At 58.7% G+C, this 13,447-nt stretch carries 13 protein-coding genes; 12 read left to right on the top strand and 1 reads right to left on the bottom strand.

The genetic code is table 11. The annotated features are described in order from the left end of the window. Positions 1 to 75: 75 nt before the first annotated feature. The 11 genes from ACFFT4_RS25945 to ACFFT4_RS25895 all read left to right on the top strand — a co-directional run bounded on the left by ACFFT4_RS25945 (position 76) and on the right by ACFFT4_RS25895 (position 10,698). Positions 76 to 1,467, top strand: a complete 1,392-nt coding sequence (locus ACFFT4_RS25945) for an ABC transporter substrate-binding protein (protein WP_378051909.1) — start codon at positions 76 to 78, stop codon at positions 1,465 to 1,467. Further along, a complete protein-coding gene (locus tag ACFFT4_RS25940; RefSeq protein WP_378051907.1) occupies positions 1,460 to 2,341 on the top strand; it encodes a carbohydrate ABC transporter permease in 882 nt (293 codons plus the stop codon). The genes ACFFT4_RS25945 and ACFFT4_RS25940 overlap by 8 nt, the downstream gene beginning before the upstream one ends. Next, positions 2,338 to 3,234: a carbohydrate ABC transporter permease gene (locus ACFFT4_RS25935; protein ID WP_378051906.1), complete on the top strand. Its 897-nt coding sequence runs from the start codon at positions 2,338 to 2,340 to the stop codon at positions 3,232 to 3,234. The genes ACFFT4_RS25940 and ACFFT4_RS25935 overlap by 4 nt, the downstream gene beginning before the upstream one ends. 21 nt (positions 3,235 to 3,255) lie before the next feature. Continuing rightward, on the top strand, positions 3,256 to 4,374 hold the full coding sequence (locus tag ACFFT4_RS25930) for an efflux RND transporter periplasmic adaptor subunit (protein WP_378051905.1): 1,119 nt from the start codon (positions 3,256 to 3,258) through the stop codon (positions 4,372 to 4,374). Positions 4,375 to 4,766: 392 nt separating this feature from the next. Continuing rightward, complete coding sequence (locus tag ACFFT4_RS25925) at positions 4,767 to 5,225, top strand: RidA family protein (RefSeq protein WP_378051904.1); 459 nt, start codon at positions 4,767 to 4,769, stop codon at positions 5,223 to 5,225. A 128-nt stretch (positions 5,226 to 5,353) separates the two neighbouring features. Next, entirely contained in the window at positions 5,354 to 5,848 is a 495-nt protein-coding gene (locus tag ACFFT4_RS25920; protein WP_378051903.1) for an SRPBCC family protein, read from the top strand. A 4-nt stretch (positions 5,849 to 5,852) separates the two neighbouring features. Next, positions 5,853 to 6,419, top strand: coding sequence for a GNAT family N-acetyltransferase (locus tag ACFFT4_RS25915; protein WP_378051902.1), 567 nt, complete (start codon positions 5,853 to 5,855; stop codon positions 6,417 to 6,419). Between the two features lie 97 nt (positions 6,420 to 6,516). Beyond that, on the top strand, positions 6,517 to 6,717 hold the full coding sequence (locus tag ACFFT4_RS25910; RefSeq protein ID WP_378051900.1) for a hypothetical protein: 201 nt from the start codon (positions 6,517 to 6,519) through the stop codon (positions 6,715 to 6,717). 61 nt (positions 6,718 to 6,778) lie between these two features. Next, a complete protein-coding gene (locus tag ACFFT4_RS25905; RefSeq protein ID WP_378051899.1) occupies positions 6,779 to 8,485 on the top strand; it encodes a helix-turn-helix domain-containing protein in 1,707 nt (568 codons plus the stop codon). Positions 8,486 to 8,609: 124 nt separating this feature from the next. Continuing rightward, entirely contained in the window at positions 8,610 to 9,602 is a 993-nt protein-coding gene (locus tag ACFFT4_RS25900) for an ABC transporter substrate-binding protein (protein WP_378051898.1), read from the top strand. A gap of 34 nt (positions 9,603 to 9,636) precedes the next feature. Next, positions 9,637 to 10,698 carry an NAD(P)/FAD-dependent oxidoreductase gene (locus tag ACFFT4_RS25895; protein WP_378051896.1) on the top strand — a complete coding sequence of 354 codons (1,062 nt, stop codon included), beginning with the start codon at positions 9,637 to 9,639 and terminating at the stop codon, positions 10,696 to 10,698. A 72-nt stretch (positions 10,699 to 10,770) separates the two neighbouring features. On the opposite strand, the gene pdxR is transcribed toward ACFFT4_RS25895, so the two are convergent. After that, a complete protein-coding gene (gene pdxR, locus ACFFT4_RS25890) occupies positions 10,771 to 12,210 on the bottom strand; it encodes a MocR-like pyridoxine biosynthesis transcription factor PdxR (RefSeq protein WP_378051895.1) in 1,440 nt (479 codons plus the stop codon). Between the two features lie 242 nt (positions 12,211 to 12,452). On the opposite strand from pdxR, the gene ACFFT4_RS25885 reads away from it, so the two are divergent. After that, a complete protein-coding gene (locus ACFFT4_RS25885) occupies positions 12,453 to 13,415 on the top strand; it encodes a carbon-nitrogen hydrolase family protein (RefSeq protein ID WP_378051894.1) in 963 nt (320 codons plus the stop codon). Positions 13,416 to 13,447: the final 32 nt, after the last annotated feature.

Below are 13,447 nucleotides of genomic sequence, written 5' to 3'. Positions count from 1 at the left end.
CTCCAAGCTTTGAAGACATCGCTGAATTACAGTGGAGAAGCGCGATCCAGGGCAAGGAGAGGAAGGAGATTCGCAATGAGAAAAACAATCGGCGCGATAAACGGCTTGCTGCTTGCGGCGGCGCTCGCCGCGTGCAGCTCGGGGAACGGGGCGGTTCCGCCGACAGGTTCTCCAGTGGTGGAGCAACCCGGCACGGGAAGCGCAAGCGAAGGCAGCGGTGGAGGCGCTCCGAGCGATCCGCCCGGGAAAACGGAGGACGACAGCCCCAAAAAGATCGTCTTCTCGACGTTCTGGCCGGACAACAAATTTAAGGAAGCCAAGCAAAAATACGAGGCGCTGCATCCGAACGTCGAGATTGTGCTGAGCGATGTCGAGACGAACAATGAAAACACGGACGCGGAGCTGGAGAAGTACGCGACGAAGACGAACGCGGCCTTGCTTGCGGGCAGCGGTCCGGACCTGATGGAAATGGACAAGCTGCCGATCGAGCAATACGTCAAGCTTGGGCTGCTGGCAGATCTGAACGAACTGATCGACCGGGATAACGAGTTTAGGCGCGAGGATTATTTCAGTAACATTTTGGACAACGCCACAATCGGCGGCGGGCTCTACGGAATGCCGCTCGGCTTTTTCCTGCTCGGCTTCGCCGGAGACGCGGACGCGATTGGCAAAGCCGGAGTGGAGATTGACGACCGCACCTGGTCCTGGGAGGATTTCGCCGAGATCGGCGCCCGGCTGAAGCAGGACGGCGCATACGCCAACGTCATCGCCGCGACGCCGGCCAGCTTGCTGACCATGATGGTGTCGGATCATTACGAAAGCTTCGTCGACGTCCAAAATCGCCAGGCCGATTTTCAATCCCCGGCCTTTACGGATATGATGCGGCAGGTGAAGCAGATGGCGGACGATGGAATTATCGGAGCGGGGCGGCCGTACTTCTATGCGGCGCAGATTAACTCCGCCGGCGACTATGTGACAACGCTCAGAGAGTTTTTGTCTCCCAATATGCAGCTATATGCCAAGCCGCACGCGAAGATCACGCCGGCCGGCGGTTATTTTCGCTCGTACCGTACGATCGGGCTCAATGCCAAATCGGCAGTGAAGGAGGAAGCCTGGGATTTCATCAAGTTTATGATGTCCGAGGAGCTGGCGTATTCTCCGCTCTCGGCCGGTTTTCCGATCAACAAAGCCGTGTACGCCAAAGGGATCGAAGAGCTGAAGCAGGCGGGAGAGGTGAAGGGGCATGCGGAGGGCCCGCTGCACGGCGCCTCGGTCCAGGTGGACGACGCGCAGCTGGCAAAGCTGACGGATTACGTGAACGGCGCGATCCATCCCGTCGCTTACCAATCCGGCAAAATCGAGGAGCTCGTCAACGAGGAGTCGCAGGCGTTCTTCGGCGGACAGAAAACCGCGGAGGCGGTCGCCAAGCTCATTCAGAACAAGGCGACGACGTATCTCAATGAATAAGCGGCGTCTGCGGCGCCTGCTGCCCGGCGATACCGCCGCGGCGCTGCTGTTCCTCGCTCCAAGCCTGGCGGGCTTCGGCCTCTTCTATATCGCTCCGTTCTTGATGAGCCTTTACGAATCGTTCACCGACAGGGCGCTGGGCGGCGCCTTTGTCGGCCTGGACAACTACAGGGAGGTGCTGGCCAGCGCCTCCTTTCGCCAAGCGGCGGGCAATACGCTGCTGTTTACGGGCGTGGGCGTGCCGCTTCTTGTGGCAAGCTCGCTCGGTCTGGCGCTGCTGCTGAACCGCCCTTTGAGATTCCGCGACGGGCTCCGGTCCGCCTTTGTGATGCCGCTGGTCGTTCCCGTCGCCTCGGTCGTCGCGGTGTGGCAAATTTTCACCGATTGGAACGGGACGTTAAACGCCTGGCTCAGCCATTTCGGCAAAGGGAGGATCGACTGGCTGCAATCGGACGGCTCGCTCGGGGTCATTGCGTTAATGTACCTGTGGAAAAACGTCGGCTACAACATGATCCTGTTTCTGGCGGGCCTGCAGTCGATTCCGAAGGATTATTACGAGACGGCGCGGATCGAAGGCGCGGGAGCGGTACGCCAATTGTTTCATATTACGCTCGTGTACTTGACGCCCACGATGTTCTTCGTCGTGCTGATCTCGACCATCAATTCGTTTAAGGTGTTCCGGGAAACGTACCTGCTCGCTGGGGATTATCCGTACGACCGGCTTTATATGCTCCAGCATTACATGAACAATATGTTCGTTACGCTGGAGCTTCGGAAGCTGACCGCGGCGGCGATCCTGATGGCCGGCTGCATCCTCGTTCTCGTGTCGGCTCTGTCGGGCATGGAGCGGCGCTTTCGGGAGGATATCGGATGATCAAGCAACGAGCAAGAGCGAGGCGTATCGGTGTGGCACGGCTGTTTCTTACGCTGTGGCTTGGCCTTGCGGCGCTGGCGATGCTGACGCCCATCGTGCTGACGGCGACGAACTCTCTGATGACGCAGCGCGAGATCGGATTCAACTACGGCCTGCTCGGAGCGATAACGGACGGCTCCGCGGAAGGGAAGCCGGCTTTCGTTAACCTCAAGCTGCTCCCGGATTGGCTGTCTCTGCATTCTTACGCGCAGGTGCTGATTTTGGCGCCCAAGTTTTTGCAGATGTTCTGGAACTCCGCGGCGTTGGCGGCGCCGATTGTCGCGGGGCAGACGGGCGTTGCCGCGCTGGCCGCCTATGCGCTGGCGAAGCTTCGTTTCCCCGGCAGGGACAAGCTGTTCGCGGTTTATCTGATGACGATGCTGATGCCTTTTCAGGTGACGCTGGTGCCCAACTACATGGTGGCGAACGCTCTGGGGCTGATGGACACCGAGGCGGCCGTGATTTTGCCCGGCGTATTCGGTGCGTTCGGCGTATTCCTGCTGCGCCAGTTTATGAGCCATATTCCTTCGGCGTATCTCGAAGCGGCGAGAATCGACGGCGCGGGCCAGTGGACTTCGTTCCGGCGGATCGTTCTGCCTCTGGCCAAGCCCGGGCTGGCCGCCCTGATCGTGCTGCTGTTCGCCGACTATTGGAATATGATCGAGCAGCCGCTGATCTTCCTGCAGGACGCCGCCAAGCAGCCGTTGTCCCTCTACTTGGCCTATATCGAGCGGGATTCGCTCGGGATCGGGTTTGCCGCCTCCGTGCTGTACATGACGCCGATGCTGCTGCTGTTTCTATATGCGGAGTCTTATTTTGTCGAAGGCGTGCAATTGTCCGGAATAAAAGGCTAGTCGATACGGGAGGGAATAGGTGTGCAATTGGAAGAAGCGGCGGCGAGCTCGAGGAAAAAACGTTTGCGCGCGGCCGCCGGCATATTCGCGGCCGTTATGGTCATTCTGACGCTTGCCGGCAACACGCTGCAGGCGATGACGATGCCCAAAATTTACACTGCGGAGGCGTCCAGAGGAGAATTGGTTCATCTCTATCAGGGCGTGGCGACGGTGCTTCCGGCCGAGGTGCGGGACGTGGTTCACCCGAGCGGTTGGACGGCGGTCAAAGTGCTCGTCACGGAAGGCGAGCGCGTGCATAAGGGGCAGAAGCTGGCGGAGTACGACGATTCCGCGGCGACGGCCCAACTGGAAGAGAGCTATTCCGCACTGGCCAAGCTGCAGCTGTCCATGAAAGGGCTCGAGCTCGCCTACAAGCTGGCTTATCAGGGAGAGGACGAGACGGCGAAGCTGCAGGCCAAGCTGGCCATCGACATGGCCAAGCTGGATCTCGCCGACCAGGAGCGGCGCATCGGATTGTTGGAGAAGGAAACCAAGGAGCGCCGATATTTGCTCGCTCCGTTCGACGGACTTGTTTTGTCGGTCGGCGCGCAGGAGGGGCTGGCGGGAGGCTCCGGCTCGCCGGACTTTCGGGTGACGGATGCGTCCAAGGGCTTTGTGGCGGAGTTGGCCGTTCCGGCATCCGTCGCCGTCCTGCTCGAGGAAGGCGAGACGATCGGGTTAAGCTTAAGCGGCGGAGACCGCCGGGAGATTGCGGGGCGAGTGGCCGAAGCGCCGCCCGTCTATTCGGGGAATGCGGGCGGCTCCGACGAGGAGAACCCGGTGACCGTAAAGCTGCTGCTGAACGATAAGACGCTGCGGGGAGGAGAGCGGGTCGACGCGAGCATCCGGAAGTCGAAGCAGGCGGAAAGCCTCCTGATTCCCAAGGAAGCCGTGCGCCAAGACATGGAAGGCGCGTTCGTGTATACGCTGGAAGAGAAGCCCGGTCCGTTCGGCAATGCCTACTATGCCGTCCGCACAGCCGTTGTCATCGCGGATTCCAATGCAACGACGGCCGCCGTAAGCTCGGGATTATTCGAGCGGCAGCAGCTAATCGTCGCCGGCAGCGAGCCCATTATGGACGGCATGCGGGTGAGATTCTAAATACCCGTGGCGATATAAGGCTGTTCCGTAAATCATTAGAGGGTCAACTATATAAAATGATCGAAATGTCCCCTAAGCAAGGTCGTACATGATGATCGATGAAAAAGAAGAAGCATCTATCTCCTGGAGACTGCCTCATACGGTCCTGAAATTACCGATTAACGGGTTAACCCTTTCAGATTTCAGGATCGTATAGCATCGGAAGGAGATAGATGCGACTTGCATCCTTCCATCGATCATCTTTCTGTACGACTTTCTGCATTTACGGGACAGTCTCCATTTTCACGAAACGCGAAATGTTCCGAAATATTGGAGAAGTCGCCGTTAATATTGACCCTGCCGCCGAATCGGGGTACACTCTTTCCAATATTTATAATTATGGAGGCCTGTGTATGTCTGGACAATCTGTCGACGATCGGCTGGCGGCGATGGGCATTAAACTCCCCGCGGCCAGCCAGCCGGCGGCGAAATACGCCAATTACGTTATTGTGAACGACCTGCTGTTTGTATCGGGCAAAGGACCGTCCGGCAATCCGAGAGGAAAGCTGGGCACCGACTATACGACGGAGGAAGGCTACGCCTTTGCCAGAGAGACGGGCATCGAAGTGCTGGCCGTATTGCAATCGGCTTTAGGATCGCTGGATAAGGTAAAGAGGGCGGTAAAGGTACAGGGTTTCGTTAACGCAAGCGAAGCATTCGAGGAGCATCACAAGGTGCTTAACGGTTTTTCGGATTTGCTGCTGGAGGTATTCGGAGACCAGGGAGTGCACGCCCGGTCCGTATTCGGCGCAGTTTCTGTAAGGGACAACCTCCCAATCATCGTGGATTCGATATTCCAGGTCGAGGTGTGACGGAAACGGAGCTTGATTGGAAGGGCGGCAGAGATGTTCAAGTCCGGCGGGATGGGAAACGCCAAGGCTGAAGTCGATTTCCCCGCTGAAAATGGAACGAATAAATAGGAAGGTTAGGGGATCATGGCATGGTGACCGTTACGACAAAAGTCGAGATCGACGCGCCGATCCGGCATTGCTTCGACCTGGCCCGGGACATCGGCATCCATACGCAGACCGTATGGAAGCATACGAAGGAGAAGGCGATTCGCGGCGTGACGAGCGGGCCGATCGGACAGGGGCAGACGGTTACGTTCGAAGCGACGCATTTTGGGGTAAGACAGCGCCTCACCTCGTTAATTACGGAGTATCGCGAGCCGTATCTGTTCGTGGACGAGATGCAGAAGGGCGCGTTCAAGAAGCTCAGGCACGTCCATGAATTCGAAGAGATAGACGGCAAGACCGTCATGACGGATACGTTAAGCTTCGAAGCGCCGTTGGGGATCATCGGAAGAGGAGTCGAGAGGCTCGTTCTTAAGGAATACATGAGAAAATTTTTGGAGCATCGCAACAACGAGCTGAAGAAGCTGGCCGAGCAAACGAAGAGCGGCGCGAAAGCCGAACAAAGCGACGGAAAGCGGTGAGCGGATGCCTATACGCGTTTTACGAGAGTCGGACGCCGAGGCTTATCGGCAATTGCGGCTGGCCGGGCTGCGGACGAATCCGGAAGCTTTCGGCTCCACCTACGAGTCGGAGGCGCAAATGCCTCTGGAGACGATGAGGAGCAGAATTGTGCCCGCCAAGGACAAGTTTGTATTAGGAGCGTTTCGGGAGGACGGTTCCTTGTCGGGAATCGTAACGTTCGTGCGCGAAAGCGGAATTAAAACCGCCCACAAAGGAAACCTATACGGAATGTACGTGGCGCCCGACGCGCGGGGACAAGGAACGGGCAGAAGCCTTCTGCTCGAATCGATCCGAAGAGCAAGCGCCTGTGAGGGCTTGGAGCAGATCAATCTGGCCGTCGTATCGGATAATAGGCCCGCCAAGGAGCTATACCGCTCTCTCGGCTTCGAGACCTACGGCGTGGAGAAGCGCGCGCTTAAGCATAACGGACAATATTACGACGAGGACTTCATGGTGCTCAGGCTCGTGAAGAACGATCGCGGGTCCCCGATCCCGAACGACGGCCAATTGGATGGGGGCAAAAAAGAATAAATGGCGGGTTACATCCCGATTCGGTTCATTATAATGGGGGTATAAGCTGGATAACCAATAAGGCCTTTTATTATCCTTCGTCGGGCAGGTGATGAACATGGAATGGCTGATGGGCATTGTCATTGTCGTGATGGTAGCGGGTTTGGTCGCGACGCTGATCATTGGTCAATCGAAGAGCAACAAGGACACGGACCCCCGATACACGCAAAATACGGGCAAAAAGTGGCTCCGTCTCGGCGGAATTTACGTGCTCGGCATCGTTGCGGTCGTCATTATCGTGATGGCTTTGAACGATTGAACCGCCTCGAAGACGGGGCAGCACGACAAACCATTTGACACCGAAGCAGGCTTCCCCTACGATGTTCGTATCGAAACGATTGCGGCTGCTTAAGCCGCAAGGACTGGGGGGAAGCGGGATGAGCGCTGCCCGCGGAAGCAAGCGGAACCGCACGATTAAGGCGATATTGAACGCGCTGTCGATGTCTTCGGACCCATCGGCCGGTCTCGTCGTGCAATTGAAAGCGGTAAAGAGAAGGTCGGGACACGCAAGGCAAGAAGACAAGCCGCGCGAATTAAACGAATACGCGATGTACGTCGTCCGTCCCTCGCAAGAAGGCGTGCAACTATGGATCAACGGGAACAAAAAGACGCTTGGTGGTCTATCCGCCATCGTGTGCGAACCGGGAGACGAAACGAGGTTCGAAACGGCGGGGAGCGAGGAATCGCCGTTGTGGGAGTTCCGGTTCGAGATGAATTGGGAATCGTCGTCTGCTGCCGCGGAGGAAGATTCCCCCGACATTGCCGATCGGCTGATTGTACCTTTGACGGATTATCGGATGGAGCGTCTTTGCCGAACGGCGGAAGCATGCTGGAACGGAGACGCGTTGGAGCGGCTTCGTTGCCAGTCGCTGTTTCTGGAGATGCTGTACGGCTTGTTTCGGCAAGCGCGCGAGACTTCCAGGCAGAATACGCATTCTGCCGTTTTTGCGACCAAAGAATACATGGACCGGCACTTCCGGGAGAAGCTGACCATCGAGCAATTGGCGAACATGACCGGCACAAGCCAGGGCTATTTTATGCAAATGTTCAAGACGACATACGGCTGCAGTCCGATAGAATACATTGCGCAATGTCGAATAGACGAAGCGCGCCGCTTGCTGAGACGGATGCCGGAAATGCCGCTTCGCGAAGTGGCCGGATCGGTCGGCTATGACGACGAAGGCTATTTCAGCCGCAGATTCAGGCAGAAGCTCGGCGTTTCTCCGAACGCCTACCGCAAATGCGGCGGCTTCAAAGCGGTGGCGATGGATTACCATACGATCGGACATCTGCTTGCGCTGCAGATGATTCCAAGCGCCGCGAGGCTGGACCCGAAATATGTCCGGGAATACTACGAGCGCTATCACGGGGATGTGGAGCTTCATCTGGATCGCCTCAAGGACGACGAATCGGTCCGCAGAATGCTAATCGAGCATCGGCCGGACCTGATCGTCGTCCGCGACAATACGGCTCCGGATACCGTCGCGGAACTGAGACGGCTGGCCTCGGTGCTGGTGCTTCCCTGGAACCCGTCGGTGCAATGGCGCGAACTGTTCCGGCTGACCGCTGCTTGCCTTCATCAGGAAACGCAAGCGGAGCGATGGCTTCTGCAATACGATCGTCAGGCCGAGTCGGTTCGGCGACGAATTCCGATAACGGTGAGGCGCGATACTCTTGCGATTCTGGCAGTGAACGAGACGGGAATCTTTATCGTCGGCAATCGGCACGTAGGGGCCGTGCTATATCAGGATCTCGGCCTGACGCCGGCCGATTTGCCGTCCGAGCCTATGCGGAAGGTGGACCCGGAGCAATTGGAGACGATGGAGGCTGACCGTCTTATGCTTCTTGTCGATAACGGTCCCGCCGCGCGGAGAATGATGGACGACCTTGTGCGGCGTCCGGCCTGGAACGGCCTTCGCGCCGTACGCAATCGCAAGGTTCACCTCGTTGACCGGGGCTTGTGGTTCGAGTATACGCCTCATGCCCATTACTGGAGCTTGAGCGCCGCTGCGCGGCTCTTCGGTTAAGGATCGTCCTATTTATTCGTGAGGATCGTCCATAGCCTCCGTTCTTCCCGATCTCTATAATTGAGAATGATAATCATTATAGAGATGGAGGAGCAACATGAAAAGACGGAATAGGATAACTTGGATGAGCTTGATCATACTGGGGGGCATGCTGGGACTGGCCGCTTGCGGTGACGGAAAGAATGCCGATCCCGGGGCTGCCGCGCCATCCGATACGCCGCCGGCAAGCGCGGCGGCGCCAAGTACGGAGGAGCAGACTTCCCCAGTGCCGGAGGAACGGATCTTCACGGACGATTTCGGCCAAGAGGTTAAGCTGATCGGCACTCCGAAGCGCGTATTGGCCGTTTACTTGGAAGATCCGCTTGTCTCGCTCGGGGTGAAGCCGCTGCTCAAGTTCGATTTCGGCGGATCGGGGAGCCCTCCTTATTTGCAGGAGTATTTGGCCGACGTTCCGCCTGCCGGCACGGCCGAATTGGCATTGACGCCGGAGCAGGCGCTGGCGGCCGAGCCGGATGTCATTATTGCGCATTCGTTGGTGACCTCCGCCGAAATGCTCGATACGTTGGCCAAGATTGCGCCTACTTACGGGATCGATGCCGACAAAAGTGACTGGCGGACGATTCTGCTCAAGGTGGGCGAGCTGCTGAACCTGTCGGACAAGGCGGAGCAGGTGCTGAAGGAGTACGACGAGCGGGTCGCCGCCGCCAAGGAACAGCTGAAGCAGGCGGTCGGGGACGAAACGTTCGCCGTTCTGCGTCTTACCGGCAAGGAGTACAGATTGTACGGAGCGGGCGAGCTGGACCCGTTTAACGGGCAATTCCTGTTTGAAAATTTGGGGTTAAAGCCATCCAAGCTCGTGCAGGAAGTGCCGCAAGGGGGCGGATGGGCGCTGTCTATGGAGAAGCTCCCCGAGCTGGATGCGGATCATCTGATTCTGGTGACCAACGAAGCGGGCAAAGCCCAGGCTCAGGAAATGATGAACAGCAGCATCTGGCAAGATCTCCCGGCTGTGCGCAAACAGCAGGTTTACGAGGTCGATCCGCTGGTATGGCTGTCCCTCGGGAATATGGCAAACAAGGCTAAAATCGACGATCTGCTTGCGCGCGTTGCCAAGTGATCGGCCTGCAGGTCCGCACGGAGGAGGCGCGAGCATGAGCACGGATTCGGAATTGTACGATCTTACGATTATCGGCGGCGGTCCCGCCGGCATGTATTCGGCGTTTTACAGCGGCATGAGGGACATGAAGACGAAGCTGATCGAAGCCAGACACGAATTGGGCGGTTTCCTGCATACGTATCCCGAGAAAATGATCTGGGATGTCGGCGGCATCCCGCCGATTAGATGCAATCGGTTGATCGAACAGATGGCGGAGCAGGCGCTTGTCTTCGAACCGACCGTCGTGTTTAACCAGAAGATCGTCGGATTGACCAAGCGGGCGGACGGCACGTTTTTGCTGGAGGCGGCCGGCGGAGAGCGTCACTATACGCGCACAGTGATCGTTGCGGTCGGCCGCGGCGTAGCGAGTTTGCAGAAGCTCGAGATCGAAGGCGCAGAGAAGTTCGAGATTGCCAACCTGCACTACACGGTCCAGGACTTGAGCCGCTTCCGCGGGCGAAGGGTTCTCGTCTCCGGCGGAGGAAATTCGGCCGTGGATTGGGCGAACGAGCTGGCGGAGGTGGCCGAGCGGGTAACGGTCGTGCACCGGCGAACGGAGTTTGGCGGCATGGAGAGACCTGTCGCGGAGATGAAACGAGCAGCGGACGTCCGTACGCCCTACGTCCTGGAACGGCTTCACGGGGATGGCGATTCCATCCGCCACGTGACGATCAGGCAGGTGGAGACGGGCGAGGAGGAGCGGCTCGAGGTCGACGAGGTGGTCGTGAATCATGGTTTTGACCGGGATTACGGTTCGCTGAGGGAATGGGGTCTGGCGATCGGCGAATGGGGACTGCAGCTCGGCAGCCAGGCGGAGACGAACATCCCCGGCGTGTTTGCGGCGGGCGATTGCGCGACGTATGGCGGCAAGGTGCGGCTCATCGCCGGAGCGTTCGTCGACGCCGTGCTGGCGGTGAACGGCGCCAAGCTCCATCTGGATCCGTCCGCGGCCGGAATGGCGTACGTGTCCTCGCATAACGATGCATTCAAAGAGAGAAACAAGCGGATAAACCGTCCGCCTTCGGCGAACTCGCCGATTTCGTCCGAACGCGCCTAAAGAAAATTCGCTGCGAAAAGAGCTTGTCCTTAAGCGCCGACGAGGCGGGCGGGACAAGCTCTTTTACGTCCGTCAACCGCCGATCGCCGCCCGCAGCGCTTCGGCGAATTTGGCGACCCCCGCCGGAATGTCCTCCGTCCTGGCTCTGGCGAACGTAAACCGGACGAAGCCCGAATCCGAGCCGTAGACGCTGCCCGGCACGAACACGACGCCTCTGCGGATTCCTTCCTCCAGCAGCCTGCCGTCGTGAATTTCGGGAACGAGCTTGCACCAGAGATGCAGCCCGCCGCTCGGAACCGCGAAGCGGATCAGATCGGGCAGCTCCTTGTTCAGCGCTTCGACCAGCAGGTCCCGCTTGAACAACAGCTGCATGCGCAGCCGCTTCAGGTGGGGGGCGAAATAAGACGAGCTCAGAAATTGCGCGGCCACTTGCTGCGGAATGACGCTGAGTCCGAAATCCATCTGCTGTCTCGCGTCCGCCAGCCTTTCCGCGATCTCGCGGGGGGCGACCATCCAGCCGATCCGCAAGCCGGAAGCGGCGATTTTGGAGAAGGAGCCGATATACAGCACGGAGCCGATCTCGTCCATCGATTTCAGAGGCGACGGCGGCGTCCCTTCATAGGCGGTCAGGCTGAACGGATCGTCTTCCACGATCGGCAGCGCCAATTCGCTCGCCGCCTCCAAGAGCTGCTTCCGCCTCTCGGCGGCCAGCACGGTTCCCGTCGGATTATGAAAATTCGGGTTCGTGAACACCATTTTGATCCGATGCTTCTTGTACAAGGCGCGGACGTCCTCGGGATGAACGCCGTAGGGGTCGACCGGAAGCCGGAACAGCCGCAAGCCGGCCGATTGAAACATCGGCAGGGAGTAGCAGTAAGATGGATCCTCGATGGCGACGGCGTCTCCGGGGGACAGCAAGCATTGCGTAATCAGATACAGCGACTGCTGGGAGCCGGAAGTGACGAGGATCGAGGCTTCGGTCGCGCGAATGTTCCGATGCTCGGCCAGATAAGAGACCAGAGCCTGCCGCAGCGGGATATAGCCTTGCGGATTGTCGTACCCCAGGTACGAGGTGTAGCGGTGCTCGCTCATCAGCGCGGCGATCTCGTTGATCGGCGCCAGATCCGCCGCCAGCTCTCCGCTGGCAAAGTCGATCAGGGACGGATCGCGGGTCAGCGCCTCGCGAATTTTGCGCATAAAGGGCAGATTGGGCAGAAATTGGCCGCCCTGCGCATAGCGTTTCCAGTTCGGCGTATGCTTGGGCGCAATTTCCCATTTGGTCGTGCTGACGCGGGTTCCGCTGCCCGTCCGTCTTTCGACGATTCCGGTCGCCCGCAGCTCGTCGAAAGCCATAATGACCGTGCTTCGGTTAACGCCCAGCTCGGCCGCCAGCTTGCGCTCGGAGGGCAGCAAGCTGCCCGGCGGAAATTCGCCGTAGGCAATTCGCTGTTCGATATGGTCGGCGATTTGTTCGTATAGAGGCTGCCGGCTGTGCCGGTCCGGTTTCCACATAAGTCCGTCTCCTATCGTGCAATCAAACCTAGAGCGGGTTTGCAGACACGCCCTAACGCTCTTATCATACCATTGTTTGCATGAAAATAAGATGCCCGCATTCGCGGCCGCCCGACGATTCCGCGGCGATTCGTTAAACTTGGAGGGGGAAAAAGAGCGGGGAAGTGGATGGTCTGTTTGCGCTTCGAATTTGATAGGATAGGGGGCAAAGCCGCAAAATCGAAAAGGAGAGATCATACGCTATGAGCAATCGCGAGGTCAAGGTTGCCGTCGTTCAAGCCGCGCCCGCGCTGTTCGACAAGTCGTCCGCCATGGATGCCATCGAGAGCCTGACGAGGAAGGCGGCGGCGCAGGAAGCCAAGCTGGTCGTTTTCCCCGAAGTCTTCCTGCCCGGATATCCCAGGGGCTTCGGATTCGGCGCCCGCGTCGGCAGCCGGACGGAGGAGGGGAGGCGGCTCTGGCAGCGGTATTGGGAAAGCTCGATCGACGTTCCCGGCGAAGAGACGGACAGGCTGGGAGAGCTGGCCAAGGAGCTCGGCGTCTACCTCGTTGTCGGAGCGGTGGAGCGGGACCGGGAGTTCAGCCGGGGCACCCTGTACAACTCGATCCTCTATATCGGTCCCGACGGCGAGCTGCTGGGCAAGCATCGCAAGCTCGTGCCTACCGGCTCCGAGCGCCTTCTGTGGGGGCAAGGCGACGGCAGCACGCTTACCGTCATCGATACGCCCTTCGGCCGAATCGGCGGATTGATCTGTTGGGAAAACTACATGCCGCTCGCCCGTGCGGCCATCTACGCCCAGGGAGTCGACATCTACGTAGCTCCCACGGCGGACGCGCGCGATTCCTGGCAGTCGACGATCCGCCATATCGCCTGCGAAGGCCGCTGCTATGTGCTTTCCAGCAACCAGTACGCGACGAAAGCCTCTTATCCCGACGATATCGCACGGCACGAGGACCTGCTTAAGGATGGGGAAGTGCTGAGCAGGGGCGGCAGCGCCATCGTCGATCCGCTCGGCGACTACGTTGCGGAGCCGTTATACGGACAGGAAGGGCTGCTGCTCGCCACGCTGGATCTGTCCAAAGTCGTGCAAAGCCGATTCGATTTCGACGTCGTCGGCCATTACAGCCGTCCGGACGTCTTCCAACTGATCGTGAACGATGCGAAGCAAGAAATCGTACGTAAGGCCTCCGACAAGCTTTCTTAAAGAATTCGGTTTACGACAATTCGATCGGAAAA

The organism is Cohnella cellulosilytica, from assembly GCF_042431195.1.
GTDB classification, from domain to species: Bacteria; Bacillota; Bacilli; order Paenibacillales; family Paenibacillaceae; genus Cohnella; species Cohnella cellulosilytica.
This window is presented reverse-complemented; position numbering and strand designations above follow the sequence as displayed.

Coding starts and splice junctions, on each gene's coding strand:
- ACFFT4_RS25915 (WP_378051902.1), top strand. CDS start 5,853: ATGCCTATACGCGTTTTACGAGAGTCGGACGCCGAGGCTTATCGGCAA.
- ACFFT4_RS25900 (WP_378051898.1), top strand. CDS start 8,610: ATGAGCTTGATCATACTGGGGGGCATGCTGGGACTGGCCGCTTGCGGT.
- ACFFT4_RS25925 (WP_378051904.1), top strand. CDS start 4,767: ATGTCTGGACAATCTGTCGACGATCGGCTGGCGGCGATGGGCATTAAA.
- ACFFT4_RS25910 (WP_378051900.1), top strand. CDS start 6,517: ATGGAATGGCTGATGGGCATTGTCATTGTCGTGATGGTAGCGGGTTTG.
- ACFFT4_RS25940 (WP_378051907.1), top strand. CDS start 1,460: ATGAATAAGCGGCGTCTGCGGCGCCTGCTGCCCGGCGATACCGCCGCG.
- ACFFT4_RS25935 (WP_378051906.1), top strand. CDS start 2,338: ATGATCAAGCAACGAGCAAGAGCGAGGCGTATCGGTGTGGCACGGCTG.
- pdxR (WP_378051895.1), bottom strand. CDS start 12,210: ATGTGGAAACCGGACCGGCACAGCCGGCAGCCTCTATACGAACAAATC.
- ACFFT4_RS25885 (WP_378051894.1), top strand. CDS start 12,453: ATGAGCAATCGCGAGGTCAAGGTTGCCGTCGTTCAAGCCGCGCCCGCG.
- ACFFT4_RS25895 (WP_378051896.1), top strand. CDS start 9,637: ATGAGCACGGATTCGGAATTGTACGATCTTACGATTATCGGCGGCGGT.
- ACFFT4_RS25905 (WP_378051899.1), top strand. CDS start 6,779: ATGTTCGTATCGAAACGATTGCGGCTGCTTAAGCCGCAAGGACTGGGG.
- ACFFT4_RS25945 (WP_378051909.1), top strand. CDS start 76: ATGAGAAAAACAATCGGCGCGATAAACGGCTTGCTGCTTGCGGCGGCG.
- ACFFT4_RS25920 (WP_378051903.1), top strand. CDS start 5,354: ATGGTGACCGTTACGACAAAAGTCGAGATCGACGCGCCGATCCGGCAT.